The sequence below is a fragment of the Sphingobium aquiterrae genome, assembly GCF_037154135.1.
GTDB classification, from domain to species: Bacteria; Pseudomonadota; Alphaproteobacteria; order Sphingomonadales; family Sphingomonadaceae; genus Sphingobium; species Sphingobium aquiterrae.
The window spans coordinates 29,535-56,180 of record NZ_JBANFL010000025.1 but is presented as its reverse complement, the minus strand read 5'-3'; the positions used below and the strand labels follow the sequence as shown (position 1 = coordinate 56,180).

Genomic DNA, 26,646 nt, shown 5'->3' with positions numbered 1-26,646 from the left:
TGGCGAAGGCGCAATTTGCCGTGCTCTTCGGCGAACGTTTCATCAGGGCCATGACGGCCTGATGGTCAACCGCCTCGTCGCACACGAAATTCCTGACAGTCCCAAGAACATTCGCCATAGGGCATCCTCCTCCTGACGTGTCAGGATCAATGATGCACCATTACACTCCGGGACTACACACCTAGATCAGACTGGAGGAGTTTCTGGGGAGCACGTCAAAACCAAAATCAGTAGAAATCTACTCGATCAGCAGACCTACATCGCCAAATTTTGAAGATTATTTGCGACGTGACATCACAACCGTGCCGTCACACATTGACTCTCTCTGCCTCGATGGGCGACATAATGGCGACGAAAAACGTCTACGCTGGCAATTCCAACGTAATAAATTCAGCATAGCTCGTCTTTGATAAATCTGCACAGGCAGGCATGTCCATTGGCGTGCCCGCTTTCGCATCAAAATAGGGATTAAGATGAAAATCGCGGTTGCTGGTCTCGGCTATGTAGGACTGTCAAATGCGGTGCTTCTGGCCCAAAATCATGAAGTGGTTGCGATTGATGTTTCAGTTGAACGGGTCGCGAAGGTAAATGCTCGCTGCAGCCCGATCGAAGATTCGGAAATCGAGCTATATCTTGCGCAGAAGCCATTAAATCTTACCGCCACGGTGGACAGCGAAGTCGCTTACCGCGATGCGGATTTTGTCATTGTCGCAACGCCGACTAACTATGATGAAATGACAAACTCCTTTGATACATCATCGGTAGAAGCGGTGATTTCGGATGTCGTGAGAGTAAATCCTTCGGCTACTATCGTTATTAAATCCACGATCCCGGTCGGTTATGTCTCAAATCTGCGGGCGCGGACGGGGCATGATGGTGTTATCTTCAGCCCAGAATTCCTGCGTGAAGGTCGTGCTCTCTACGATAACCTCTATCCCAGCCGCATCGTGGTGGGCGAGCGTTCGGCGCGCGCTCAACAGTTCGCCGATTTGTTGCTTGAGGGCGCCATCGCCAAGGATGTGCCTGTCCTGCTCACCGACCCTGCGGAGGCTGAGGCGATCAAGCTTTTCTCCAACACCTACCTGGCCATGCGGGTCGCCTATTTCAATGAACTGGACAGCTACGCCCTGATCCATGATATGGATGCCAGACAGATTATTGCAGGCGTCGGTCTCGACCCCCGGATCGGAAACCATTATAATAACCCGTCATTCGGTTATGGTGGCTACTGCCTGCCGAAAGATACCAAGCAGCTTCTTGCCAATTATTCTGAGGTTCCGCAAAATCTCATCCGAGCAATTGTCGAAGCTAATACGACGCGCAAGGATTTCATTGCACAACGTATCGTGGAGCGGTCTCCACGTGTTGTCGGTATCTATCGTCTGGTCATGAAAGCGGGTTCAGACAATTTCCGTCAGAGTTCTATTCAGGGGATCATGAAACGGATCAAGTCAAAGGGCATAGAAGTAATCATCTATGAGCCTGCGTTTGAAGGCGATGAGTTCTTCCGATCCCGCGTTTTGCGCGATCTGCATATGTTCAAAGCCGACGCTGATATTATCATTGCCAATCGCATGACGGCGGATTTGAGCGATGTTGTCGAAAAAGTATTTACAAGGGATCTTTTTGGAACAGATTAGCTTATAAATTAACATGATATTTTGGTAGGTGCCCGGACATTAATTGTATTGGGACTATTATTGTGTCATTGCCTTGGATGAAATATATTTCGATTGCGTATGCCATCTAGCGCGAGAACGGGAATGCGGAAAAGCTTCGACGCGATTTTATTCTATGTATTGACTGCTTTTTTGCCGCTTATTCTGGCTGTTGTTACAGTCCCTCATCTCATTTCGACTCTGGGCATCGAGAAATTCGGCTATCTCAGCCTTATCTGGGTCTTGATCGGCTATTTCAGCATTTTTGATCTTGGTCTGGGGCGAGTGTTGACCCGCGAAGTGTCCGTTTGTCTGGCAAAAGGCCATGATTTTCAGATTTATGGCACCGTAAGGTCCATCTTGTCCCTGATGAGTGGCTTGGCGCTGATCGGGGCGGTCAGCGTGATCCTGATCTCATTCACGAATGTCTATCGTCTCCTCAACGTGGCGGACAAAGATATCGCAGACGTCACTGCAGCGATCCGGTGGCTTGCGCTTGGGGTGCCGGCGGTGATCTTCTTCAGCGCAGCTCGCGGGCTTCTGGAAGCCTTTGGTTATTTCAAGCTTGCCGCCAGCCTCCGGGCCATCGTGGGGGGGTGGGCTTTTGCCGGACCGGCGGTCGCGGCAGCCTATGTTCCGTCTCTTTCTTTTGCGGTATTTGCGATCAGCATCATTCGCTTCGCGATCCTGATCATCCCCGTGGCCGTTTTGTACAGGCATTTCCGGAATCATGGTTATTTTGCCGGCGAAAGGTGGGTTTCCCCGACTGGCGCGTTGCGGATGGCGGGGTGGATGACCGTGTCCAATACAGTATCGCCACTGATGGTCTATTTTGACAGATTTATTGTTTCATCGATTTCCGGCCCCGCTTCCGTGGCTTATTATTCGACGCCATATGACATCATCTCACGCATATCGATCGTGCCTGAAGCGATATTTTCGGTCATTTTCCCTAAAAGTGCCCGGGAACATGCCACGAATGAAAGCTTCCAGAAAAAGACGCACCTTGTATGCGAACTGATCTTGGGAGTCTTTATGGCGCTGGTAAGTGCCGGAGTGATCATGTTCGGCGAGCAGATTCTTGCCCTGTGGGTGGGGCAAGCATTTGCCGACAAGAGCTGGCAAATCCTTATCATCCTGTCGGGTGGACTGGTGTTTAACTTCATCAGCCGAGCATCCTTCAACACACTCCAGGCTGCTGGACATGTGCGCTCGACAGCTACGGTGCATCTCATCGAACTACCGGTCTATCTCATCGTCCTGTATGCGCTGATCCATTGGTATGGTCTGCTCGGAGTGGCTTATGCCTGGGCGATCAGGGCGTGCCTCGACATGCTGCTGCTGCGCAATTTCCTGTCCCATAAGGTGAGTGCGGACCTGAGGCGGCCATTTGTGGACATCGCCGCGATAATATTCTTCGCCATGGCCGTTGCCGGTTCCATGCTGGAGAACCCGATATGGCGGATGGCGTTGGGCGGACTTGCCGGGTGCCTTGTCTGCGCCGTGGGGGTTGCCGCCGCTCGCCGGCTTGCCTTATGGCCCGCCATATCCGCAAAGCGCGAGATTCTGACATGATTGCTCTTATTGGTGACCAGCGGTGCAGTTCTGCTGGTGCAAGCCGACGAGGCTGAGGTTCTGTTCTGTTTGGCAAACACCGATGCGTGTTAATTTAGCTCGTATGATTTGATAGGATCGAAATGATACTGGTTTTCATCACCGCGCTGTATTTCGCGGCAGCGATCGCTGCTTTAGTCGGCGAACGGCGTCCGTTGATATACGGATCGATGGTGATGACGGTCTGTAACGATATAATTCTCATTCCTGCGTCCGCTTCTGCACCGGACATTCTAATTTTTATCGCCAAATCGTGGAGAGAAATCGTAGTAATTATTTGCATTATCATGATTTTATCACGAAGCGGTAGGGATGTGGTGAGAATCCCTAACGATATGATATTTGTTACCGTGGTAATAGTTTTACTTACAGGGCTCGGAATAGCATCTGGTTCATCTAGAGGGTCGATAATGGAAATATTTTATTCCTGGCGCTCGTATTTCTTGCCTTTTCTTGTTCCGTGGGGGCTGTATGTTTCTCGGTCATATCGAGACATCTCGCCGGTTTCTCTCTATTGGCTATTTCTTGGCCTCACTTCACTTATGGCTCTCTATTCGATTTATGCGACATTTACTTTCGACGGAAATATTAAGGACATCTGGTTTTACCAGTTCATTTTTGACAAGAAAACTGACGGCAATCTTCGCGCCGTCGATGTCGCGTGGTCGCTTGTACGGGACGGGAATCTCAGGGCATCCGGTTTCTTCATTTCGTCCGTCGACTACAGCATGTTTTCCGGGTTCGCAGCGGTATATGCGTTTGTTGGACTACTGTACTTTCGCCCTGCAGCATTCAAGATTCCAGCCGCTATTGCATTCTTTCTTTGTTTAGTTGCCGTTTACGTATCGAGGACGCGTGTCGGACTCCTTATCCTCGCTATCGCGTTCATCATTGGCTTTGCTTATCAGGTTCTCCGCTTTCGACAGCCTATGGTTTACGCTCTGGCACTGGCGGGGGTGGTTGCCGTTTCGATTTTTTATATCGCAACGCATATTGGTTCATTCGAGCCTTCGCTGGCCGGTCGCCCCATTCAGCATGTTTCGGCTGTGTCATCGTTCAGGCCCGAAGGTTGGGGCTTTGGTCCTGTCGAGAATAACGGGCCTACATATAAGGACTCGCTTTACCTGTCCGCCTTGGGAACCTTTGGCGTTGCGACCCCTTTGTTCATTTGGATTTTCATTAAAATTCAGAGCAATATCAATAACCGATTTAACGAATTACGGCAGGGCCAAACTGAATATGTGGTCGCATTCGCGTCACTGCTTTCCCTGATCACTTTCTGGTACGTCTTTGGGTTCCACTACGTGATCGGCGGCTTCTCGGAGTATGTGGTGCTGCTTCTCACCTTTTCGGCTTTGCAGCCTTCCGGCGCTCCCAACGCAACTCGCAGCGCCGGGGGCTTGACCGGCCGCGACATGTTGCGCCTCTCGAAGCGCACATTGGACAGGTAAGATTTTGGATGAGGCATGATATGAAACTGTTGATCCTGGTCGTTGTATATGGGCGCCCATGGCGGGATTCGGAAACGCTTGCCAGCCTGCTAAAGGCGGGTGATCTTGCCGGTCATAAAGTTACGATCTGGGACAATAGTCCAACCATCCATCAAGACGATTCGCTTCTGGCTGAATTTCGGGAGCGAGGTGCGGATATCAATTTCGTCTTGGCGCCAGACAATCGCTCTCTTTCCGAAATATATAATCTTATTTCAGAAGAGGCCGCCCACTTCGACGGCCTGATGCTGCTCGATCAAGACACCGCCTTGCCGAGCTCATTCATTCGCTCGTTGAGCACTGACATGCGTAATAATGCAGACGTCAATCTTTTCCTGCCGATCGTTCGTTGCGGGTCTCGTATAGTAAGCCCGGGATCGCTGATCTTGTTCAAGGGGAAGCATTGGAAAGAAGAACGTCGAGGCCGCATCACGTCAAAAAATCTGGCATGTATCACCAGCGGAATGACCATCCGTTCGGCTTATTTTGCGCAAAAATCACTACCATTCGATCAAAGGCTGAACTTTTATGGAATCGATACCAAGTTCATGCTTGATTATGCCAAGGTCGATAGTTTTGCATACATAACCGACGCGACCCTTGTACATGACTCTGCCCTTTGGTCACCTATATCGAAAGATGAATTTTTGAAACGTTTTCGATTATTACGAAAATCATCTCTTATTGTATTTGGTGGATCGCCAATAAGGTATTTTTTGGCACTTCTATATCAGACTTACTGTTCGATTAAATATGCAATTATCTATAAAGATATCAGATTTATTGCGACCTGAAACACATTCATGTTGAATTTGATCATATGAACAGATTTACTAGATATCTTTTTGCTATTCCGGCGATATTATTTTCGGGATTTTTAGCCATGCCTCTCCGAGGGCAAGAACTAGTCTGCAAGAAGAAGGTTTTTGTAAGTCTGGCTTGGTCGGACATCCCTGTACCCTTTTCCATCAGAACTGTCGGGCGGACTCAGGTAGTTGCGTTCTATGACGAACATCGGCAGTTAACGGTTGCCCTCAGAACCATTGATGAGGCGGCTTTTCAGTATGTGAAACTGGATCAATGGGTAGGCAGCGATAGCCATAATGGAATCGCGTTGGGGATTGATCCTTTGGGGCAAATCCATCTTGCTGCCAATATGCATGCCAGTAAAATGGCATATTATAGATCTTCTCCAAAATTCGATCTCAAATCTTTTAAACGATATGATATTCTTAATGGGAATATAACTTCATCTGTAACCTATCCAGAATTTCTTCGCCGTGAAGATGGGCATCTGTTCTTTATGTTTCGCGACGGAAAGAGCGGTGCGGGAAGCGAAGTAATAGCAGAGTTCGATAATCGTCGTAATATCTGGAAAAATATTACCGAAAATTATTTTCTCTCCGGCACAAAAAATGGAAGCCCCTATATATATGGCCCAGTTTATGCGGGAGATGGAGCATATCATGCAATATGGACATGGAGAAAAACAAGATTTGTCGAATCAACGCATGATATATATTACGCGCAATCAAGAGATCTAAAACATTGGTTCGCATACGGAAAAAAACTTAACTTCCCTATCAAGGAAGGTGATGGAGAATTAGTGGAAGAAGTACCGGTGGGACTTGGATTGACCAATATCAACGTAAAATTGGGAATAGATCGCAATAACAATCCGTTAGTTACCTTTGCCCGCCAGGATGAAAATGGTTTCATCCAGGTATTTTTGTCCAGAAAATCACAAAATAAATGGGTGAATTACAGAGCATCTGACCTTAAGCTAAAATGGTCCCCTTCCGGCGGAGGGTCCATAGAACCAGAATTGGTTATTTATCCTCCAAAACAGGGTAAAGATGGATTACTCCTGCAAGACATCATCGTTAATAGTTCTGGGAAAACATGCGTTATTAATAATGATACATACCGATTCGATACCTGCGGTCCATTACAAAGGGACACTTTGAATAAGCAGGACAATGATGGATACCCTAAAGATGGCTTATTACCTAGGGTCGCGGTAGATCAATCAAATGGGGTATCCCCACGTTACATGTTATCTTGGCGCACTCTGCCCGCGAATAGAGACGTAAAATCTGATAGTATGGCTTTGCCGTCCAGGCTTTATGTGATGCCGGTTGGTGACAATCCCTGCTAATTTTATCCCTCATATCCGGGGCATGCCGATGAAGAAAATTCTTTGCGTTCACCAGGGCACTGAAAAATACGGTTCCGATAAAAGCTTTGTTGCCGCAGTGGCCGCGATTGAACGCTTAGAGGAAAATCAGACGAGCATCCTGCTTCCCGGTCAGGGCGAAATATTTTCACTGATACAGGATGCTGGCCTCGCCAAGCCGGAGGTTCGGCATCTCTGGGTGCTGCGCAAGGCGGATTTTCTTCGCGCGATCACCTTGGGGTTGCCGCGAAACCTTTTTGCTGTCTGGCGGGCGATGCGGGATCTGCGCGGTCATGATCTCGTTTATGTCAACACAGCTGTCATCGTCGATTTCCTTCTGGCCTCCATCCTGACCCGCCGCCGCCTTGTCGTGCATGTTCGGGAAATCCCGGTTGGCGCTGCCATGAAAGTCATTCGCGCGTTGCTGATCGCGGCGCGAGCGACCGTGATCTTCAATTCTCAGGCCACCAAGGTAGCCTTCGATCTTCCGGCGGGTAAACAGCACCAGTCGGTCGTCTATAACGGGTTCGAGCCGCCAGCGCCTTTCGTCAAGGACGTCTATGACGGGCAGCGGCCGCTGCGCCTGCTCTGCATCGGACGCCTCAACGCCTGGAAAGGGCAGGAAGTGCTTGCGCGGGCTTGCGCACTCTTGCCCGAACATTTGCGCGATCGGGTGCGCGTGCGGATCGTCGGCGGCGTGTACAAGGACCAGACACATTTTCGCGAGGCGCTTATCAAGGAAATTGCCGATAATCGTCTGACCGGAATGATCGAGATGAGCGATTTCATCGACGATCCTGGTAAGGAATATATCGCGTCGGACCTGGTGATCGTTCCCTCCACGCTGCCGGAGCCATTCGGGCGGGTCGCAATTGAAGGCATGGCCTATCGCAATGCCATCATCGCGACCAATCATGGCGGATTGACCGAAATCGTGGAGGATGGCGTGACGGGACGGCTGATCGCGCCGAATGACCCGCAGGCATTGTGCGACACCATTGCCGCTTATGCCGATGCGCCTGCGTCGCTGGCACATGATGCGTGCGCGGGGGAAGAGAGGTTCCTGTCCGTGTTCACCCAGGACGCCTGCGACGCGGCCCTTATCGCGGCCCTGGAGCCCCGAGGAGCGCAGGAAGCTACTTCTTCGTAACGCCCAGCGCTGCGACCATGTCTGGGTCGAGCATGCCTGTCTTTATGTCGAACAGGCCGAAATAATCCCTGTAGCACCAGTAGGCCCAGGCAATACCATCCCGCTCGGCCTGCGCGCGCACCGTCTTCAACCAGTTCAGCTTGTCGGCATCATATTCGGGAAGAACGCCGGGTTCTGCCCGTTGCACGCCGAATTCTCCGAGCAGCAAACGGTCATGTGTTACGCCATGCCTGTCTGCCCAGTCCAATGCCTGACGAAAATCCTTGGCGATGCGCCCCGCATCATAGCCTGCATCATAATATTCCTGGATCTTGCGCATCTGCTCCCTGATATGGGCCTGCACTTCCGGTGTGTCCGGTGCAGAGCGCGTCAGCGCGGTAAAGGCAGCAAGTGTCTCGGCACGCGCGCTTTTCGTCGCGGGCCAGCGGTAACGTGGGCGGTAGTCAGCCAGGGCGCCCAGCGCCTTTGGCGGATGGGACTGATAGATAAATTCGGACGGAAGATAATAATGAAAGGAGAATAATGTGTTTGGGTCATTCAACGTAGACGGATCAAGCTGCAGCAGCCCAAACAAGCCGCCGCCACAGGCTCCGGTAAGGACAATGGTTGTAAGGGGTGCATGCTGGCGCGCAATCTTCAGAAATCCCGCCTGATATGTCTCCCACAACCCCGGGATGCGACAATTGACCTGTGGTTCATTGATCAGTTCAAGGGCAACCTTGTCAACAGGGCGCCGCCCGGCACGCGCTGCCACCTGCGCCAGCACCTCGTTGAAGGCTGCGAACATCGCAGGTCGGTTTATGATCGCTTCTGCGTCATAGGTTGAATCTGATCGGTGCGGATCGGGTGTGTGGATGTCGACAATGACCTTCAAACCCTTGGCGACGATGGCGTCTACCTGACGGAAAATATAGTCGGCGCGCTGACCGCGCTGTTGATCATTCGCGATGAGAAGCGGACCGATGTTGAGCGGGATACGCACATGGTCGAACCCCAGGGATTTAATTCTGTCAAACTCCTTAATTGGAAAATACGCCTCGACTGACGGATAGCCTGGGTCCGGGAAGGCACGGCCGTCGTAACGTGTGGGAAACCACAGAAACGGATAGACATTCACGCCACGTTCGGCCCTGAACTGGACCGTCGACAGCGGCAATGTCGCGCTTGTAGATGCCGGTGTCAGCACTAACCCAGCGACAATAACCAGAATTGCCAGCATGAGAGAGGCTGCCATCAACAGGCTGGGATGTCGTCGAAAAGCATGAATAACGAGGGCCACGACGAATACCTCATTTTGGCGATAACTTGATTGCGTTAAATGCCAGTGAGCCCTGTTACAAGCGAGAAGGGCCGCGTCAAAATGTCAGCCGCATGCCCCACCCATGGAAAAGCCGTCGCATGGCCGTGCTCATGGTCCTCGAGGCATAGGGGAAAAGGGCTGCACAGGTAGCCTGCCGAGCCTTGCGATCCGTGCCGCCATCGGGCGGCGCGTCCTTCTTCATGGAGAGCGCAGTGAGCATGTGGCAACAGCGCCCACGCGATGATCATCCCACCGACAGGGGCGTCGCTTACGATATAGAACTGTTGTTGAACAGCCGCCAGCGGATGGAAGCTTTCCACCACTTAACCAGCATCTGCCGGTCGCCGCGGCGTTTCTGGCGGCGAACCGGCAACCGGATGGCCGCCATGATTTCCGCCTGGACGTCTTGATTTGCCGCAGCGGACGCGAAGAAGCCTTCTATCGCTAGGTGAATGCCTGCCTGCCTTCCGGCGTCGTGGGGATCGGCTGGAACTCCCGTGGCTTCGACAATGCGGTTTTGAGATTGCAGGGCATGGCCCATGGTCTTTTCGACCTTCGCGGACTGGCCCAACAGACGCAGGCAGATAGATATGGCGCCACCCACTGCGATCTGGCGGATCAGTTTTCATCCTATGGCGCATCACGCACATTGTCGCTGGCCGCTGTGCGCGAGGCTTTACAGGTCCCCGTGAAGACGGCCGTGCATGGCGATGAAGTCGGCGATCTCTGGCGTGCCGGCGATGTCGGCGCGATCAAGCGCTATGTCGCTGAGGATACCGTCGCGACCTATTTGGTCTGGCTGCACTGGATCGCATGGCATTGCCGGCGCCATCCTCGACGCTGATGGCATGCAGGGAGTCCCAACTGCCCACATCGGACCGGCCCAAGGAGACCGACACGCAGCCGACGCGATCCTCCCGCTCCGTGATCGCATCGTAGACCGAGCCGGAAGGGCAGGCGGCAAAGGCCTGCGAGGCGGGAGATCCGCGCTTGCCGATGCGCACTGCGCTGGTCATCGATGTTTTTACCGCAGCCAGCATGTCAGGCTGGTGTCGCTCCATCGCCGCCAGATAGGCGTCGGCGCGGAACGGGAATATCCTGGCGTTCCGGGCATGATCGCCCTCAGCCAGCATATGGTCTATTTCGGCTGTGGCTTCATCTCAGGGTGGCGCGCCGCGTCGCTTCACGCTGCGGGCATCGTCGTGGCGCTTGCATTCGCCGCTTTGATTAAAGGCGCGCGCTCGTTGCTGAGCTGTTACGATCGTTTCAGGCGATGTATTTTGGCAGCGATTCTGAAGGGCCTTCAGTGATAAATGCAGCACGCAGGGTCGTAAGGCGCATTCAGAGCGCTCCAGCGGATGCCGCATATAGCCTCACGACTTTTCCGGCGGTTGACCGGCTGCTGTGGGCGCGGCACCTCAAGCAAATGTCGGGCGCATTTCCAGAGCGTCTGCCGGAAATGCTGGCCTCCATTCCCCCCGCGCTGGAAACGAACGCACTTGCGATCACTCATGTCGATGCGCTGGCTGTCGACGGCACGGCGGACATGATGGGCAGCGTGACCTCGCTCATGCTTGAGGCTGAGCAAAACGCGCCGCATGCCCGCGAGGATATCGTCCTCCCGGCCAGGGCGGATACACGCTATGCATCCATATATCGTTGGGGGCTTGATCCGCGCCTTCTTGCCCTGGCGCAGGCCTATCTCCAATGTCCGGTGGCTTATGATGGATGCGAGCTTGTCTATACGCCGGCGATCGCGGGTGAAGGCGGGGCGCGGACCTGGCACAGGGACCGGGAAGATTGGCGCGTGCTCAAGCTGATCGTCTATTTGAATGATGTCGATGACGGCGGAGCCCCATTCCAGATACTGAACGGTGGTCTTTTTGGCGATGATCAGAGCGGCCAGACGGCCTTCCCCTTGATGAAGGAAGCGGATGTCGTGCGCGCTTTGGGCTGCCCCATCGGAAAGGAGCATGTCACCACATGCTGTGGATCAGCCGGCACTGTCGTCCTTGTCGATGGCGTGCGCTATTTCCACCGGCGGAAGCCGCCGGGCCATCAGCCGCGCTACGCGGCAATGTTCAGCTATTTTTCCCGCCAGCCGCGCAATCCCTTTTATTGTAATCGTTCCCATCTTGGCGGGGCGCAGATCAGGGCAATGACGGCAGATCTCAGTGATGACCAGCAACGTGCGGCACGCTGGCGCGAAGCGCTGCCGCTGCCCTTTTCGCTGGTGCCCGTAAGCATGCGATAATGACCATGCGGTCAGAGAAGGCACTGGTAAAGGCAGCGATAAGGCTATCTTTATAGTTCCGGTGATAAGGAAATGCACCGACCGACGCAGTGGCGCTCGCCAGCGGACAACGCGGGGGAACAATGGACGTCTATCAGGGGCATGGCGGTTTACAAAGCGGTGTGCCGGTAAACGCTTCCAGCGTGCTGCCCGAGGGTGATATTGGTTCAGCGGTTCGCAGAGGCCGCCGCCTTGCCTTTCAGATCATCGATCACCTGGCCTTCGTGGCGTTCCTCATCTACGCGATGCATGTCCTGGTATCGCCGCTGGACGGTCAGGTCATCGCGCAGATGGGCATGGCCCATAGCGGTTATTATGGCCAACTCATCACGGGTAAGGTCGGGCAGGTCATTTTCCTGCTCTATCTGGCTTTGCGCGCGGATGTGGTGCTGAAGATATTGCCGGCCTTTCTTTCCGTCCTGGGCGGGTTGGCGGTTCTGGCGATCCTGTCGACAGCATGGTCGATAGCGCCGCTCGACACGATTCATCATGCGGGCGACCTGTTTTTCTGCGTGTTGTTTCCCGCGCTGTTCGTTCGGTTGTTCGGGTTCGAACGGACGCTCTGGCTGACATGGATCACCCTGTCGGCCATTCTGCTCGTATCGGCCCTGCTGGCGGCGGCAGGTTCGGAATATGCCCTCATGGGCGGCTTACATGAGGGGCGGTGGCGCGGCCTGTTCCAGCACAAGAACGCCTTTGCGCCATTTGCGTTATGTGTCGGGCTCTTTTCAGGCACGCTTCCGGCCAGCGTGGTGCGCGTGCCGTGGCTGGCCCATCTGGTCGCGGCGCTTGCGGTGCTTTGCATCCTGATGTCCGATTCCGCGACCACGATCATCGCGCTGCCACTGGCGATTGCTGCGGCTGTGGCGGTGCATTTTTTCTTGCGTTCCATGCTTGCGCCATTTCTCATCTTCGTCATCGAACTGGCCGGCATCGCGGCCACGGCGGTGGCCAGCTATGGCATTGCCGTGATCGTCTTCGGGGCACTCGGGCGTCAGATGAATTTCACCGGGCGATCGAAAATGTGGGATGCGGCGCTGCCATATTCATTCGATGCGCCCCTGGGCTATGGTTATGGGACGGGCGGCGGCATGACCGTGCTGAATGCGGCGCGCAGAGCCGGTTTCGCTGTCGCCCCCAGCCTGCACAGCGGCTATCTGACGATGGCCATGGACCTTGGCTGGCTCGCGGTCGGCATATTCGCGCTGTTTCTCGTTTCCAAGTTCATGCTGATTGGCGCGCGCGAACGGGCGATGGGGCGCTATGCCGTGATGGCAGCGGCCATTGCGATGGCCAATATATGCTTTGCGATCACTGAATCGGATTATGGCGCCTATCTGGGGCCGCCATTGTTCCTGATCATGCTGCTTTCCCATGCGCCCACCCCGCGCGGCGCTTCGGTGTTCACGGCGATCGATCGCCACAAGCCTGGCAAGCGCGCCCGGCAATGATTTCCGTCATCGTTCCCGCCTTCAACGAAGAGACCGTGATTGCGCGCACGCTGGGCGCGCTCATGGATCAGGAAACCGATATTCCCTATGAAGTGATCGTGGTGGCCAATGGCTGCACCGACGATACGGCCACAATCGCCCGCTCGCTTGCCCGACAGGCGTGGCCGGGTCGCCGGCTGGCGGTCATCGAAACCCCGGAGGGCAGCAAGACGCTGGCCCTTAATATGGGGGATGCCGCGGCGCGGTTCGACTTTCGTTTTTACTGCGATGCCGATGTGCTGGTGGGACCGACGATCATAGACGTCATGGCCCGCGCGCTTCCCGAAATGGCGGGGGCGGTCTATGCCAGCTTCACGCTCAACCTGGCGCCATCGCCATCGCTGATGACGCGCGCTTATGGCCGCATGTGGATGCGCCTGCCTCTCCTGTCGAAAATGCCCCACGGCATCGGCTGCTATGCCACCAATGCACAGGGTCTCGCGCAGCGCGGGCCATATCCGGAGATCATCGCCGACGATTATTTCGCCCGACTGAGCTTCACGCCTGCCCAGCGCATGCATATCGCGGGACCGACCTATCAATTTGCTTTGCCCGATGGCTTGCACGAACTGTTGGCGGTTCGATCCCGCTGGTCGCGCGGGCATGCGCAACTGGTCGCGCTGCGTCCCGATCTGGTCGGGAATGAGGATGTGGGCAGCCGCTATGAAGGGTTCGGCTTTGCGGCGGTGCGGCATCCATTCGACGCGGCGATATTTGCGCTTGTCTTTGCCTATGGCAAGTTGCGCGGCATCTGGTCGCGTGTTTCGGGCGCGGGACGATGGGAGCGGGCGACCCGGCGCGCCGCCGGTTAGGCGTTCGTGCCCCCGCGCGGCCGGATCGCCCACACAAGCCCTGACAGCAGGCAAAGCGCGGCAAGCGCCATGGCGGCGCTGTTCAGCGGTGATGGCGAAAGCATTGGGCTGGTTGCGGCCATCACGCTGCCGATCAGCGCGGTAATCACCACAAAGCGCCACCAGCCGAAGCGGATCTTCAGGTCATGCACTGTAACGCCGCCTAGAAACAGCGTGTAGCTGACCATGCCCAGCAATCGTCCAAAGGCAATGCCTGGGGCCCCCCAGACCCGACCGAACAGGAAGCAGGCCACCAATGTCACGATCAGCATCCCGGCGGTGGACATCAGTGCCAACCAGGTCCGGCCCGGGCGTAACGTGCCGATGCTGACCGGATTGCCCAGCGAGAATATGGCCTGTCCGATCAACAGCAACGCGAACAGGGTGGGATCGAAATCCAGTTTTTTGAACAATATCTCCCACAGCAGCGGCGCGGCAAACCAGAGCATGAGCGTCAGTGCCGCGTTGACGGCGTAGAAGAGAAAGGCGCTGTTGACGAAAAAGCCATGCGCCGCCTTGCCATCTTGCAGCCTGCGCATCGCCACGGGAGCAAACCAGGTGAAAAATGGCGCAAGCGCCGACCCCAATATCTGGATCAGCTTCACATGCGCGACGTAGGCGCCAATCATCAGCGCGCTCGCCCCGGCGCTCGCGAGGATGTAGCGATCGATCGAGGTGGCAAGAGCCACAAGCATGGACGCGATGACAATAGGCAGGCCGAAATGCACCGCGGTGCGCAGCGCGACCCGATCACCGCCACCAATCGGCCTGATCAGGGCAAAGCCCGCAGCGATTGCCAAAGCCCCGACGCCAAGACGCAGTGCCATATAGGCCTGGACGTCAGGGACGAGGTTTCGGGGAAGGAGCAACGCGATAGCGAGCAGAAGCACGACAAGCGCCGCGCGCCCGCCCTCTATGGCGGCAAACCGGATTGGCTGATTGCAGGCGCGCCAGTAGGAAATGAAGAGCGTGATCGCGCCTTCGACGGCGATGATACCGGCGGCCAGCAACGCGATCGCGCCGCCGAACCAGTGCCAGGCAAGGGCTGCGCCGACGAGTGCTGTCACGCTCACCGCGGCGATCTGGTAGCGCCATACGCGCCCGATGATCCGGCGCGGCGCATCGCTGCCGGTAAGCAGGTGCATGATGCCGAAATTGATCCCGAAGCCGGCAATCGGGATCAGGGCGAGGATGAGGGGTTCCACCAATCCCCACCGCGCCAGACCGACGGGCCCCTGAAGCGCCAGAAGCAGCGGGGCCGTAAGGAAATTGGCCCCGCTCGCAAGACCGATGGCCAGCGCATAGAGGGCAATGCTGATGCCCGCCGGGCTCAACAGTTTTCCCCGGAGTGCGGCGCCGCGTGCCGCTATATGCCCTCTCACCACCCGGTCAGGCGCTTGAAATAGATGGTCCCCAGTTCCGCCATGCCGAGCATGCCGCCGTGCCGCCACATGAAATGCCGCCACGGCCCGATCGGCAGGCCATGCGGCGTATTGAGCTGCTTCCAGCGCTGGCGCAGGGTTCCAGGCGGGGTGGACTTGCGGGAGCGCGGGTTGGACGCGCATTCGCCCACCGCCTGCGGCGCAATCAGGATCTTGTAGCCGGCCTTTCCGGCCCTGTAGCCATAATCCAGGTCGCCCAGTTCGTGGATCAGCTTGGGGTCGTTGGGGCCGATCGCTCGCGCTGCCGCGGCCGGAACCAGAACGACATTGCCGTGCATCGTGTCGCAGGGAGTCAATGCTCCGGGTGTCGGCTCCACCCTCTGCAGCCAGACCGGGCTCAGGCGCGAGCGGCGACGAAAGCCGGCATAGGAAATGCTGTCGCTGCCCGGCTCCCGAGTTGCGCCGACGATCAGGCTGGAGCCCGGGCCAAATTGCGCGTCGGCACCGGCCTGCGCGTCGATCAGCCGCTGGAGCGCGTCCGGATAGAGCGCGACATCGTCGTTCAACCACAGGAGGTCGTTAAAATCGGTGTCCAGCGCCGCGCTGATGGCCCGGTACATGCCACCGCCCCAAAAGGCATGGCCGTCACCCTCGATAATGGTCACGTCGGGGAAGGCCGCGCGCACGGCATCGCCCGTGCCATCGCTGCTGCCATCGTCGAACAGGAATATGCGCAGGTTGAAATCAGCGGCCTGCGCGTGAAGCCCTTGCAGGCAGCGCAACGTCAGCGGACGGCGATTATGGCAGGCAAGCGCCACGGCCAATGTTCGCTTGCCGTTCGGAACATGATCTGCCTGCGCCATGGGTTAGCCTTTACGATCCCGGCCGAAGAGCACAAGAAATACGAAGAGCGGTGCCAAAACAAGGTAGCGTTGCCAAAGTCGCCGCGGTTCGCTCCAGAGCCGGTGCGCCCATTCAAGGCCGCAGTTGCGCATCCATAGAGGCGCGCGTTTGATGCGCGCGGTGTGAAAATCGAACGCGGCGCCCACACCGATCATGGTTGTCTCCGTCCTGGCGGCAGTGCGAAGCATCCACAGTTCCTGCTTGGGTGTGGAAAGCCCCACCCAGACAAGCTGGGCATCGCTGTCGGCAATGTCCTGCAGCACCATATCTTCTTCGTCTTCGGTCAGCGGACGAAAGGGCGGGCAATACGTGCCGACGATCCGGCATCCGGGATAGCGGGCCTCGAAAACCGTCTTCAACTGATCGGCGACGCCCGGCGTCCCCCCATAGAGATAATGTCGCAGCCCGGTTTGCCGCCCCTTGTCCATCACCATGTCCATCAGGTCCGGGCCTGTCGTGCGCTTGACTGGCAACCCGCGGAACTTGCCGATCAGGGCCAGGGGCGCCCCATCCGGTGCAACGATTGCGGCATTGTCATGGGCTCTGGCGAGTTCGGCATCGCGCCGCGCGCGCATCACGCCATGAACATCGCGCATGCAGATGAAGCGCCCGAAATTATCCGAAGACCAACGAACGATATCTTCCAGGCAGCGATCAGGTGATGTGACGGAAACTGGCACCCCAAGCACATAAAAGCGTTCAGGCAACAGACCAGCCCTGGATGTCGGCGCATTTATGGCAAGGCGTTCTCGGAGCATTAAGGGTAACCTTCCCTTTGACAGCTCCGGTATCTACCGCGTTAACATTAGCAAAAGGTTGATAGCACCGCCTTGTTCTTCATTCCCAAGTCGGTGACTGAATTCGGAAGGCGCAATTCGATTTGCGATGTGAGGCTGGTTTTCAGGCCCCGGCTCTGATCCATTGATTTGTTTTAGGCAACATGGACCATGGCGATATTATTCGATGAGCGCCCGGACGCAGATCATGCCCATGCGCTGCGCGTCCGCGGACATCATTATTCTGGATGATGAAGTGCGGCACCGCATGGTCGATGTTCACGTTATCCACCAGCAGGCCGCAAGTTCTTCACGGCAGGCTGGATGGCAATATCAGAGCAGCGGCGCGAAATAGGCGGCATCGTGCCATGCCCGGCTGATCGTTGCCTCCTTCAGGCGCTGCGCAGTGTGGTCAGCGCAATCGGAGGAAAGGCGGTAGATTCAATATGAAACTTGAGCCCCTGTCCATGGCAGACAGAAAACCCAAAAAAATGTGGTCGGCCTTCGTGTTGTCCTATAGAACTTTGTGTTCGGTTCCAAGCGGCGACCTTCAGGTGAGAATGGAGGAAATCCGCCGCGATGAACACGGATGGCTGCGGGCAGCATGATCGTCGCGCTCAACTCGACAATCGCTTAGGAAAAGCCAAATGTTGATTCGCAACGACAAGGTTGGTGACGATCCGGCTATCCGTCGCGTCGTCACCGACGCTTTCAAGATGCTTGCCCAGTCCACAGGAGCCGAAGCGGCCATCGTCGAGAGACTGCGGGACGATGACGCGCTCGTCCTCTCGCTCGTTGCGGAGGATGAAGGCGAGATAATCGGCTTTCTGGCCGCCTCAAAAGCACGGGCGGGGAAGCAGGACGGCTGGGGTCTGATCGGTCCGCTTGCGGTTCTGCCCTCAAGGCAACGTCAAGGTATCGGGTCGGCCCTGATGGCGGAAGCCCTTCGCCAACTCCGTGCGTCGAGCAGGGGCGCGGCGCTGGTGGGCGATCCCATCTACTACAGCCGGTTCGGCTTCCGGGCTTTTTCCGGTCTGGGCGTGGCTGGCTGTCCCCCCGAGGTAGTCCAAGCCTTGCCATTCGACAGCGTCGAGCCTCACGGAGAACTTATCCATCATCCGGCGTTCGGACTGGATCAGCAGGAGTGAAGGAAAGTTGGGCTGCCGGCGAGAGGTGGTCCGAATCGAGGAAATTCGCATCCTGAAAATGTGATGGCAAAGCGCCACATTGGCGCACCTCGATCTCATCACTCCATTCGACGAAAAAATTCTTTGCCAATTTTCTCTGCAGAAGTGTCCCCAATAATAGGGCAGAATAGACGTCCAGAATGATTCCATATCGATTCTGAGGGACATTTCCAGGACAGTCGATCGGCCGGTGGCATGAACCGTAGGGGGCTTCGATGGGTATTTGTTCAGACCGTTCGGTTAATTATCTGAAATCATTGAATCTCAATGTAGTATTGCATCCTCTCGAAGATTTGGAGCCTCTGGCCCTGCTTGGAGAATATAAAGGTGCTCGCGGAATCATTGGTACGCTGAGTCAGCTTACCGAAGAACAGGATGGCAACCTCCCGAAGATCACATCGGGCGAAGCCGCCAACATCAACGGGCAGAAGAGCAGCAAGCTGCCCATTGAGCTTGGACTCGATATACTCGGCAACATCATCGGTGCCATGGGCGGAAATCTTGGCGTGAAAGCAGCCTATGAGCGCGCCAGCAAAGTCGAGTTCAGTTACGCCGGGGTGACACGCCACCGCGCTAATACGATCGAGATCGGCGATTATCTGGAGGCGTCGAAGGTGCGGTGGGATCATCCGATCCTGAAGAAATATCTGTTCGGTAAGGGGCGTCTTTACATACTCACTGAGATTGTGACGTCAAAGAAGCTGGGGGTCACAGCTTACAACCACGATAATAGCAGCATCAAACTGGAAGTGCCCGTGATCAAGGAGTTGGTCGGTGGCTCGCTATCGGTTGGCAAGGAGACGGAGACGACCACGACCGTCACATACGAAGGCGATAAGAATCTCGCCTTCGGTTTCGTGGCGATCGAGCTTTCCGCCGGTGATCGTGGTGACGATGGTGAGTTTGATCTCGTTTTCCGCCCGGTGAAGGCCGGTACGGTCAGCTTTGGTGTCGGCGCGGGGCAAGGTGTCGTGTTCGCTGATTTTGAAGGTGCGCTTCCAGAACTCAAGACGGTCGATCCGGCAGAACTCGGCGAAGGTGAACTGATCGCCTGACCAAGCAAGAGGCGGGATAGCTAGAAAATGACCCAATTGGTGTTCGTGCATGGCGTCGCTACGCGGCAAACTCCGGCATATGCAGCAGAAGTCCAGCTCCGTGATGATCGGTTCCGCAAGCTTGCTCTCGGAAAAGAGGCGGGCATTCGCAACCCCTTCTGGGGAGACTTAGGCGCGTCCTTCGCATTTGGGGAGCAATGCCTGCCGCGCAGCGGCGACGTGCCGACGCCGTTCAGTCTCGGGGGAGGCAGTGAGATACCTGGCGCAATCGGTGGTGTATCGATCGCAGAGATTGCGGCCGTGGATTTTCCAGCTGCGGTGGACACGCTCTACGCAGTGCTGATCGAAACCGCAGCGACGCAAAACCGCCAACTCGATCCCGAAGAGTTTTCGGAAATGCAGGCCGCCGCCGCCTATGCCGAGGTCAATACTGCCCCGACTTGGGTCAAGCCCGACATGACCGACGCGGCTTTTATCGACGCCTTGCGAGAGCGCCTTCAGCGCGAGCCTCCTGCTGCCTATGGTCTGCTCGATCGCCTGAAGGCGGCGGCCGGCACTGTCCTGGATCGCGGCAGGAACCTGGTTTCATCGGGCGTTCTTGGGCTTACCCGCGACAAGCTCAACCCGATGGCAGCTAGGTTCATCGGCGACGTGTTCGTCTATCTACGTGGCGGGGCTGTTCGAGCCGACATTCGCCATCGGGTGGTAGCAGAATTACTCGCCGCGCGGGCCGATGCAACCGCAAAGGATGAGCCGCTGGTGGTTGTCGGTCATAGTCTGGGCGGGGTCATCCTGTACGATCTCCTGACAGATCCAGCCGGTGCCGGACTACCAGACGGCTTCGCTATCGACGTGCTGCTGACTGTGGGATCGCAACCCGGTTTCTTTGAGGAACTCAAGCTGTTTGCGGCAAGCGAGAAGTCGATTCCGTCGCCTGGCCGTACGCTGGCAGCAAAGCCGGCAGCGGTGGCTCATTGGTGGAATGTCTATGACCCTGTCGATGTCCTTAGCTTCCGTTGCCAGGGTATCTTCGATGGCGTCGAAGATTTCATGTTCAGTTCGATGACCGGCGTGATCGATGCCCATACCAGCTACTTCATGCGTCCTCGCTTCTTCGAGCGTCTGCGGTCGCGACTGCAGGCGCTTGCATGACGCTTATCTACCAACGGCAGGTCAATGGTCCGGCAACGCATGCTTTGATCATCGGAGTCGGCGCCTATCCAGACGCCAAGATGGACAAGTTCGTGCCCGGCACCACGCCCGAATTGCTCAAGGACGTGCGCGACCTTCCTAGCGCCGCCGCGGGCGCCGCCGCATTCTGCGACTGGCTGATTGGCGAGGCCGCGCTTGAGCAGCCGCTTGCTTCCATCGAAATGCTGTCTAACGGCCCGGCGCCGGCCCATAGTCACTATGACTGGCTTGGCCGTGTCCCGCCAGTTCAAGTAAACGACAATGCGCCTAATGACCCGCGCGGCAATCCTGCGGTCGGCGTGCCGAACACAGCCAATGTCACTGCTGCCGGCACCCAATGGCTCGCGCGGCTGAATGCCGTAGCTGGAAATGTCGGGATCGTATTCATCTGCGGCCACGGCGTCGCCGTGACCTCGCAACCCTTTGTGCTCCTGGCTGATCTGAATCAGAATCCGATCAATCCGTGGGGAGCATTCATCAACATGTACGACCTAGGGGTCGGCCTCAAGCAGGCACCCAATGTGTCCGCTGCGTATCTTTTCGTCGATGCCTGCGGTGAGATGGTAACGGACTTGTATGTCCAAAACCCTGGCGTCGGTGCGAAGTTCATTCGTTCCAATCCATTTGTCGGGGGCACTGAAAAGGTCACGCTGATGGCGGCGGCCGCGAGCAGCTATTTCACCTATGAAGACAGCCCGGCAACGGGAGGTCGTTTTACGCAAACCTTGTTGAGCGCACTTCGTGGAAAATCCGCGCGCAACCCGTCCGGAACCGCGCAATGGGGAGCCTATCCCATCGCGATTCATGAGGATTTGAAGAGCATCTATTCACTTGAGCAACGTTGGCAGCGGCAACCTTTCGAGCCTGTGTCGCCGATGCTACCGACCACGACTGCGGCGATTGTGACCTATCCTGAACCACCGCACGTGACGGTCAATGTGGTGCTCGACCCGACACAGGCGCTTGGGATCGGGACCGTGAGTATCCGGGACCCGCAAGGCGCAACGTTGCACACTTGTCCTGGGACGGGCGCGGACAGTTGGCTTCAGCCGATGCGCGCGAGCATCTATCCGCATTTCGTCAGCGCGTCGTTCACAAACGGTAGCGGCTATCGCGATGTCGAGCAGGTGTTCTGCCCCAATCGGTCGCTCTATCATCATCTGGTCAATGTCCGATGAGTGGAGGCAGCGCTTGAAAACCGTGTCCTTTCTGGCGCCACCCGACGCTGCCGCTGCCCGTATTCGGATTCTGGGTCCGGAGGGTGAGATGCAACTCGAAAGGCGCGGCGTCGGCTCTGAGAGCATGACCACCCCCTCGAATCGCGAGGTGCTGATCCAGGGCGCGGTTCCCGGTGCCTATGCGGCTGTCATCGAACCGCTCGGCGAGGCGCCGACCTTCTATTCCTTCGTGGTCGATGACCTTACCGACAGAATTGACGCGCCAGCGCTATCGGAGCTTTCCGCATCATCGGTTTCCAGGGACTGGCTCGAGCAGTTTTCCGGCAGCGTCTGGTCGAAGCCCGTTGACGGTTTCTCGACGACAGGATCGCAAGCACGGGAGATGCGCACTGCCTCTCCACGGGGTGATGACGACAGTGAGGCTGGTGCGGGGTTCGACGACATTGATGACCATGTCGATTTGAGTTCACCTTCCGGAGATGCGAACAAGTCTGCGTTGGTGGACGACAGCCAATCGGCTCTTGGGCGTGAAGACACAAGCGCGCCTTTGCAGCCACGCCGTTTTTCGATTGGTCTCTCGGTCGATACAAGGCCGATGGGCTATGGTGGTTGGCGGCCTTATGTCGGACCGTGGCCGCTCGCTTTCTCGAACGCGCGTGATCGTGCTGCTTCCATTAATCGCGATACCGTGCTTGAGAATGTTACAAGTGCGCGGCTGTACATCGAGCGCGATAACATCACGCTCATGTCCAGTAACGGCGACGCGAGAGGAATGCCCTTGCCCGCCGACGGCGCGCGGTTGAGGCTATCCATTTCTATCGAAGGGTTACGAGTTGAGCGGACGCTAGTGCCGCTGTTCGCTGGTGGCACGACTGTCGAATTTGCGTTGGACCCGTCAGGAGGGTTGCTGCTTGACGTTGCGCCAGTCGACCTGGAGAAACAGTCGCTATCCAGAGCCCTGTCCTCGGCGGTCGGTGCCGAGGGGCAGGGCATCTGGAGTGACTTTACCAGGCGCACGCCGGTCGCAGCCTATATTTCAGGGGATATTCCCGAAGATCCGTGGACAGTAATCTTGGCGATGCTGTGCGCCGTTCGTTTCCCAAGCATCGATGAGCGCGAAGCACTTCAATGGGCACCGGAATTGTCCAGGCAGTTTGCCTGGATTCCCGATAGTCATGTTCTTCTCGCCCGGGGTCTGCTCATAGGGGCTGCGCCGGAGGATAGGGTTGGTGCGGCTTCTGAAGCCTTGCGTGCTCTGTCGACCGCCCGCCGGCTCGGTGCCCCTTATTTCGCCTACTCCAATACTTTGCTTGGCGACATGCTGACTGCGTTGCGCGACGGTGCTCCAGAGGCGGAACAGAGAACTCAGGCCACCAAGGAAATGGGATATTGGTCCCGGCATCTCCCACATCAGCGCGCTGCCGGTTCGTCGTTCAGTTGGGTCATGTCGAGCGGCGCGCGGTCCCGCGGAGGGCTGGATGAACGGTATTCGAGCATTCTTGCATTCGGCTCGGTGGATGCAAGTACTCTCACTATCACGCCAGTCGTCAAGCCCATCGACTAGACTGCGTTGTGCGGCCGGTTCCTAACCATAGCCCAAAATTGTCTGTCAGTCTTGGGACTAACATACGCAAAGCTGAGCGAAGCGCACAAAAGCCGAAAATTCGTCGAAATATAATGAGGGGGAACTACGTGACGCGAGCCAAGTACGATTTTGCAGTCATTGTTGCACTGAGTGAAGAAGCCGAATATTTTCGTGATTATGTCCCGTGCGGCGATCCGTTCGTGGTCGCCGGCTATTCGGCTTGGCCCATCGTCGAGGAATCATGGGATGCCTTCGGGAAAGGCGTCCTGATACTGTCTGGAAAGATGGGTTTCGAACGCGCACGTGCCTCAACTGCGGCCGTTATTGAAGAGCTGAAGGTGCGCTTAGTCGCCAATATTGGGATCGCGGGGCGAGTTGCCGACTGGCTGTCGATCGGCGACGTCGTCGTCCCACGCGATGTTTTCGATTTCACGCAGGGCGGCAAGATCGGCGGCGATCCGGTTCAGGCGGAGTTCAAACACCGCCCTTCGCAAAAACACGTAGGCAGCGATCTCGTCAACCTCGTCGAGACCCACCTTCAGAAAGATTCAAAGCGGATTGCAGCTTTGAATTCCGCGCTGAAGAAGCGGTTCACGAACCCCGCTTTGTGGCCTGCCGGGGCGATCAAGGTTGTGGTGCAGCCGTTAGCCTGCACACCTTTAGTCGTAGCGAACGAAGAGTTCCGTAAATCATTCGCAAAATCTCATAGCGACATTGCAGCGCTTGAGATGGAGTCAGCCGGTGTCATGACGGCGCTCGAGAAGACCGACATCGAATTCTTGAGCGTTCGCGGCGTCTCTGATGGCGCCGACTTCCATAAATCTGAGCTGGAACTGAATTTCGGTGACGAGAATCGGCGATTTGCACTCACTACCGCCTGTGCTGTGCTTGAGTCGATCCTAACCCTTCGCGTTGATCAGAAAGATGCACATGCGCCGGGCGCGGGCATCTATGTGTTTAATCCGGACCAACCCCTCCCGCCGTCCATCATTCGAGACATCGCTCTTAACGAGCCGCTTTTTTCTAAACTCGTCCAAGGGTTGGACCTCGAGCAAGTGGTCAACCCCATCGCGGCGATCAGCCGCCATCTGCGATCCAACGATTATCGGGAACCGATCGTACTTCTCGGCGGCAAGGGCGCTGGCAAGACGACCTTGATGGGACTCATCCAAGCCGAAGCATCCCGATCAATCCAAGATGAAGAAATTCCAGGGTGCAAATCGATCTCGGTGCGCATCAGCGATCTGGAGAGTTGGAGCAACGGAAAATTAGATGCAGAACGAACCCGCAATCGGGTTGTGAGCGCTTGCCAAAGGCTCAACAACATCATTGCGGACACAGCGGGGCCAGTTGTCGTCCTCGTCGACGGTCTTAATCAAGCGGGTTCCCATCGGACGCCACTGATTGCGGATCTCGTCAAGGAGGCGATCCGACACCGGGGCGTCAGACTCGTGATCTCGACCGAAAGCGAGGTCGAATTACGCGACCTGATCGGCCGACTTCCGCTCAACATTGAGGCGGCGTATCGGATTGTTCCGCTCGCAGTCGATCATAAAGATGCTGCAGCATTGGTTGACGATTTTGCAATGATTTGGGGTGCTAAAAATAGCAAAGAAGCAAACACGGTCTTATCAGATATGAAAAGAAAGGACGTGTTATCTATTGATCTATTCTTACTTTCATTATTTTTCGGGCCATTCCGGACATTCACATACCGGGATTTGACATCGTTGTCGCAATGCTACGAACTATATTGTAAGGGGGTGCTGGCCGATGGTAAGGATCCTGGCGAGGACATGCCAGATGCGAATTTCAATGCGGCGGCGGAAATCGCGTATGATATTCTCATCAGCCATGCCAGCAGCTATGCAGATTTGAATGAGCGTAACACTGCCAAACTGGTATCTTGCCACTCCTCTATTACAAGCTTCCTCGTCGCGCAGCACATCATCAATACCTTGCGCAAGGCAAAAGTCTTGGGCAAGCGCGCTCAGATAACGCCACAGCAACTTGCAAAAAAGATCAGTTATGTATTTCCCGCTGATGTTAACGGCTTTACCAAGCAGATAATGCTGTCGGATACCAAGATTGAGCGTGACGTAATCGAGGTCATCAAATCCAAGTATCGCCAGATGCCCACGCTAGGTAAATCCCATTTTGCGTATCTCGCTGGCCGGGTCAGAAAGGACAAGGCAAGCGAGATGCTTGATCTGCTGGGAAAAATAGACAGCGACAAGCACAGGGCGCCGGGTCCATGGCCCCTTGAAGCCAGAATGCTCCGTCGAAGTATCTTCATTAGTCGCAGTATGCTGCACAATCATGATAAAATGCACCATCCGAACGAAGCTGCCATCCAATATGCGAGTATTTTGCTATCCGACATTGATGAAGCCGAATTCAATCGTGGCTTTCACCTAGAATATTACGGTGATGCTGAATTCGATCCGGACGGATACATGGCAAGTCAAGACAATGGTTTGCTTCCTTGTAACAAGACATTCACTAAGCTGATGGAGCGGATCACCGCCAAACCGAACGATCTTCCTCCCCTTATAGAACTGCTGACTGTCCTATCACTTGTCCAGGTTCGTAACGTCAATGGAAGACTGCGCAAATCACATCGGGCAGCGGTCCTAGCTTTACTGAACGGGCCGCAATTGCAGGATCGCCACCTGCTGCCGCCTAATGTCCGCGGTTATATCGAACGGGTTGCCGAAGATCTCGACATGGAGGAGTTTCGCCTGTCAACCGTGTGCGACGAATGGACCGGACTCGCCAAGATCGAGCGGACGGGTTGGCTCCGGCGACGCCGGGATGCGCTCGGAGAGCATAAGGCATTCTGGAACGAGATTCGTATCGAGAGCGTAGCCGAACATCTAGTCGGGGTGTTGGGGTTGGCCGAAATCTTTTTGCGATCCGATCCAGAGGGAGAGGAGAAATATGACAAGCGCAAAGTTATCGAGATGATCCTCGTCCACGACCTCGCGGAGTCTCGTCTAGGCGATCAACTTCCCAAGTATAACGATCCAAAACTGGAGGAAATCGCTATATGGAAGTATGGAGCGTTCGAGACCTACAGGGGGATCGGCGACCTCTGGCGGGTTCCGCTCCTTTTGCAAGAATTCAATGAGGGGGAGACGGTCACTGCCAAGATCGCAAAAGATCTCGATCGTCTACAGTTCATTCTGCAGGCGCGGGCCTACGCTGCGGGAATGTCAGAAGAGGAACGGCAGGCGTGCGAAAACGCGAGCCAGAATATTCGTACTAGCACGGTCCGGGCTATCGAGAAGATCGTCAAGGGTCCGTTGCCGCCGCCGCGTTTTGCGCCTCCGATTGCGAGGTTAGACTAATGTTAAACCAGATCTCT

Annotated in this window: 23 protein-coding genes; 18 read left to right on the top strand and 5 right to left on the bottom strand. The window is 56.1% G+C overall.

Going from position 1 to position 26,646, the window contains the following annotated elements; all coding sequences use genetic code 11:
• Positions 1-473 precede the first annotated feature (473 nt).
• From WFP78_RS20615 to WFP78_RS20590, 6 genes are all read left to right on the top strand, one after another.
• Positions 474-1,640, top strand: a complete 1,167-nt coding sequence (locus tag WFP78_RS20615; protein WP_336966304.1) for a nucleotide sugar dehydrogenase — start codon at positions 474-476, stop codon at positions 1,638-1,640.
• Between the two features lie 123 nt (positions 1,641-1,763).
• Positions 1,764-3,233, top strand: a complete 1,470-nt coding sequence (locus WFP78_RS20610) for a flippase (protein WP_336966302.1) — start codon at positions 1,764-1,766, stop codon at positions 3,231-3,233.
• 122 nt (positions 3,234-3,355) lie between these two features.
• On the top strand, positions 3,356-4,723 hold the full coding sequence (locus tag WFP78_RS20605) for a hypothetical protein (protein WP_336966300.1): 1,368 nt from the start codon (positions 3,356-3,358) through the stop codon (positions 4,721-4,723).
• Positions 4,724-4,743: 20 nt separating this feature from the next.
• Positions 4,744-5,556 carry a glycosyltransferase family protein gene (locus tag WFP78_RS20600; protein ID WP_336966298.1) on the top strand — a complete coding sequence of 271 codons (813 nt, stop codon included), beginning with the start codon at positions 4,744-4,746 and terminating at the stop codon, positions 5,554-5,556.
• 26 nt (positions 5,557-5,582) lie between these two features.
• Complete coding sequence (locus WFP78_RS20595) at positions 5,583-6,920, top strand: BNR repeat-containing protein (protein WP_336966296.1); 1,338 nt, start codon at positions 5,583-5,585, stop codon at positions 6,918-6,920.
• Positions 6,921-6,948: 28 nt separating this feature from the next.
• Positions 6,949-8,088 (top strand): glycosyltransferase, encoded by a 1,140-nt coding sequence (locus tag WFP78_RS20590; protein ID WP_336966294.1) that lies wholly within the window; start codon positions 6,949-6,951, stop codon positions 8,086-8,088.
• On the opposite strand, the gene WFP78_RS20585 is transcribed toward WFP78_RS20590, so the two are convergent.
• Positions 8,075-9,367 (bottom strand): glycoside hydrolase family 5 protein, encoded by a 1,293-nt coding sequence (locus WFP78_RS20585; RefSeq protein ID WP_336966293.1) that lies wholly within the window; start codon positions 9,365-9,367, stop codon positions 8,075-8,077. The genes WFP78_RS20590 and WFP78_RS20585 overlap by 14 nt on opposite strands.
• Before the next feature lie 289 nt (positions 9,368-9,656).
• Positions 9,657-9,929 carry a hypothetical protein gene (locus WFP78_RS20580; protein ID WP_336966292.1) on the bottom strand — a complete coding sequence of 91 codons (273 nt, stop codon included), beginning with the start codon at positions 9,927-9,929 and terminating at the stop codon, positions 9,657-9,659.
• On the opposite strand from WFP78_RS20580, the gene WFP78_RS20575 reads away from it, so the two are divergent.
• The 5 genes from WFP78_RS20575 to WFP78_RS20555 all read left to right on the top strand — a co-directional run bounded on the left by WFP78_RS20575 (position 9,921) and on the right by WFP78_RS20555 (position 13,983).
• A complete protein-coding gene (locus WFP78_RS20575) occupies positions 9,921-10,232 on the top strand; it encodes a 3'-5' exonuclease family protein (protein ID WP_336966291.1) in 312 nt (103 codons plus the stop codon). The two genes, WFP78_RS20580 and WFP78_RS20575, sit on opposite strands and share 9 nt — an antisense overlap.
• Before the next feature lie 268 nt (positions 10,233-10,500).
• A complete protein-coding gene (locus WFP78_RS20570; protein WP_336966290.1) occupies positions 10,501-10,698 on the top strand; it encodes a hypothetical protein in 198 nt (65 codons plus the stop codon).
• 149 nt (positions 10,699-10,847) lie between these two features.
• Positions 10,848-11,642, top strand: coding sequence for a hypothetical protein (locus WFP78_RS20565; RefSeq protein ID WP_336966289.1), 795 nt, complete (start codon positions 10,848-10,850; stop codon positions 11,640-11,642).
• A 122-nt stretch (positions 11,643-11,764) separates the two neighbouring features.
• Entirely contained in the window at positions 11,765-13,132 is a 1,368-nt protein-coding gene (locus WFP78_RS20560; protein ID WP_336966288.1) for an O-antigen ligase family protein, read from the top strand.
• A complete protein-coding gene (locus tag WFP78_RS20555) occupies positions 13,129-13,983 on the top strand; it encodes a glycosyltransferase family 2 protein (RefSeq protein ID WP_336966286.1) in 855 nt (284 codons plus the stop codon). The genes WFP78_RS20560 and WFP78_RS20555 overlap by 4 nt, the downstream gene beginning before the upstream one ends.
• Here the strand turns inward: WFP78_RS20555 and WFP78_RS20550 are convergent.
• Genes WFP78_RS20550 through WFP78_RS20540 form a run of 3 tightly spaced genes read right to left on the bottom strand, consistent with a single transcriptional unit; the run spans position 13,980 to position 17,014 of the window.
• Complete coding sequence (locus WFP78_RS20550; protein ID WP_336966285.1) at positions 13,980-15,356, bottom strand: lipopolysaccharide biosynthesis protein; 1,377 nt, start codon at positions 15,354-15,356, stop codon at positions 13,980-13,982. The two genes, WFP78_RS20555 and WFP78_RS20550, sit on opposite strands and share 4 nt — an antisense overlap.
• A 44-nt stretch (positions 15,357-15,400) precedes the next feature.
• Positions 15,401-16,267, bottom strand: coding sequence for a glycosyltransferase family 2 protein (locus tag WFP78_RS20545; RefSeq protein ID WP_336966284.1), 867 nt, complete (start codon positions 16,265-16,267; stop codon positions 15,401-15,403).
• 3 nt (positions 16,268-16,270) lie between these two features.
• Positions 16,271-17,014, bottom strand: a complete 744-nt coding sequence (locus WFP78_RS20540) for a WecB/TagA/CpsF family glycosyltransferase (RefSeq protein WP_336966283.1) — start codon at positions 17,012-17,014, stop codon at positions 16,271-16,273.
• 256 nt (positions 17,015-17,270) lie between these two features.
• Between WFP78_RS20540 and WFP78_RS20535 the strand changes: the two genes are divergently transcribed.
• The 7 genes from WFP78_RS20535 to WFP78_RS20505 all read left to right on the top strand — a co-directional run bounded on the left by WFP78_RS20535 (position 17,271) and on the right by WFP78_RS20505 (position 26,629).
• Entirely contained in the window at positions 17,271-17,438 is a 168-nt protein-coding gene (locus WFP78_RS20535) for a hypothetical protein (protein WP_336966281.1), read from the top strand.
• A 292-nt stretch (positions 17,439-17,730) separates the two neighbouring features.
• The gene (locus WFP78_RS20530; protein ID WP_004211451.1) at positions 17,731-18,231 is read left to right on the top strand and encodes a GNAT family N-acetyltransferase; all 501 of its coding nucleotides are present in this window, start codon (positions 17,731-17,733) and stop codon (positions 18,229-18,231) included.
• Positions 18,232-18,485: 254 nt separating this feature from the next.
• Positions 18,486-19,325: a gasdermin gene (locus tag WFP78_RS20525; protein ID WP_004211452.1), complete on the top strand. Its 840-nt coding sequence runs from the start codon at positions 18,486-18,488 to the stop codon at positions 19,323-19,325.
• Between the two features lie 27 nt (positions 19,326-19,352).
• On the top strand, positions 19,353-20,477 hold the full coding sequence (locus WFP78_RS20520; protein ID WP_336966278.1) for a hypothetical protein: 1,125 nt from the start codon (positions 19,353-19,355) through the stop codon (positions 20,475-20,477).
• Positions 20,474-21,694: a caspase family protein gene (locus WFP78_RS20515; RefSeq protein WP_004211454.1), complete on the top strand. Its 1,221-nt coding sequence runs from the start codon at positions 20,474-20,476 to the stop codon at positions 21,692-21,694. The genes WFP78_RS20520 and WFP78_RS20515 overlap by 4 nt, the downstream gene beginning before the upstream one ends.
• A 13-nt stretch (positions 21,695-21,707) precedes the next feature.
• Positions 21,708-23,258, top strand: coding sequence for a hypothetical protein (locus WFP78_RS20510; protein ID WP_147373618.1), 1,551 nt, complete (start codon positions 21,708-21,710; stop codon positions 23,256-23,258).
• Between the two features lie 128 nt (positions 23,259-23,386).
• Complete coding sequence (locus tag WFP78_RS20505; RefSeq protein ID WP_336966274.1) at positions 23,387-26,629, top strand: phosphorylase family protein; 3,243 nt, start codon at positions 23,387-23,389, stop codon at positions 26,627-26,629.
• Positions 26,630-26,646: the final 17 nt, after the last annotated feature.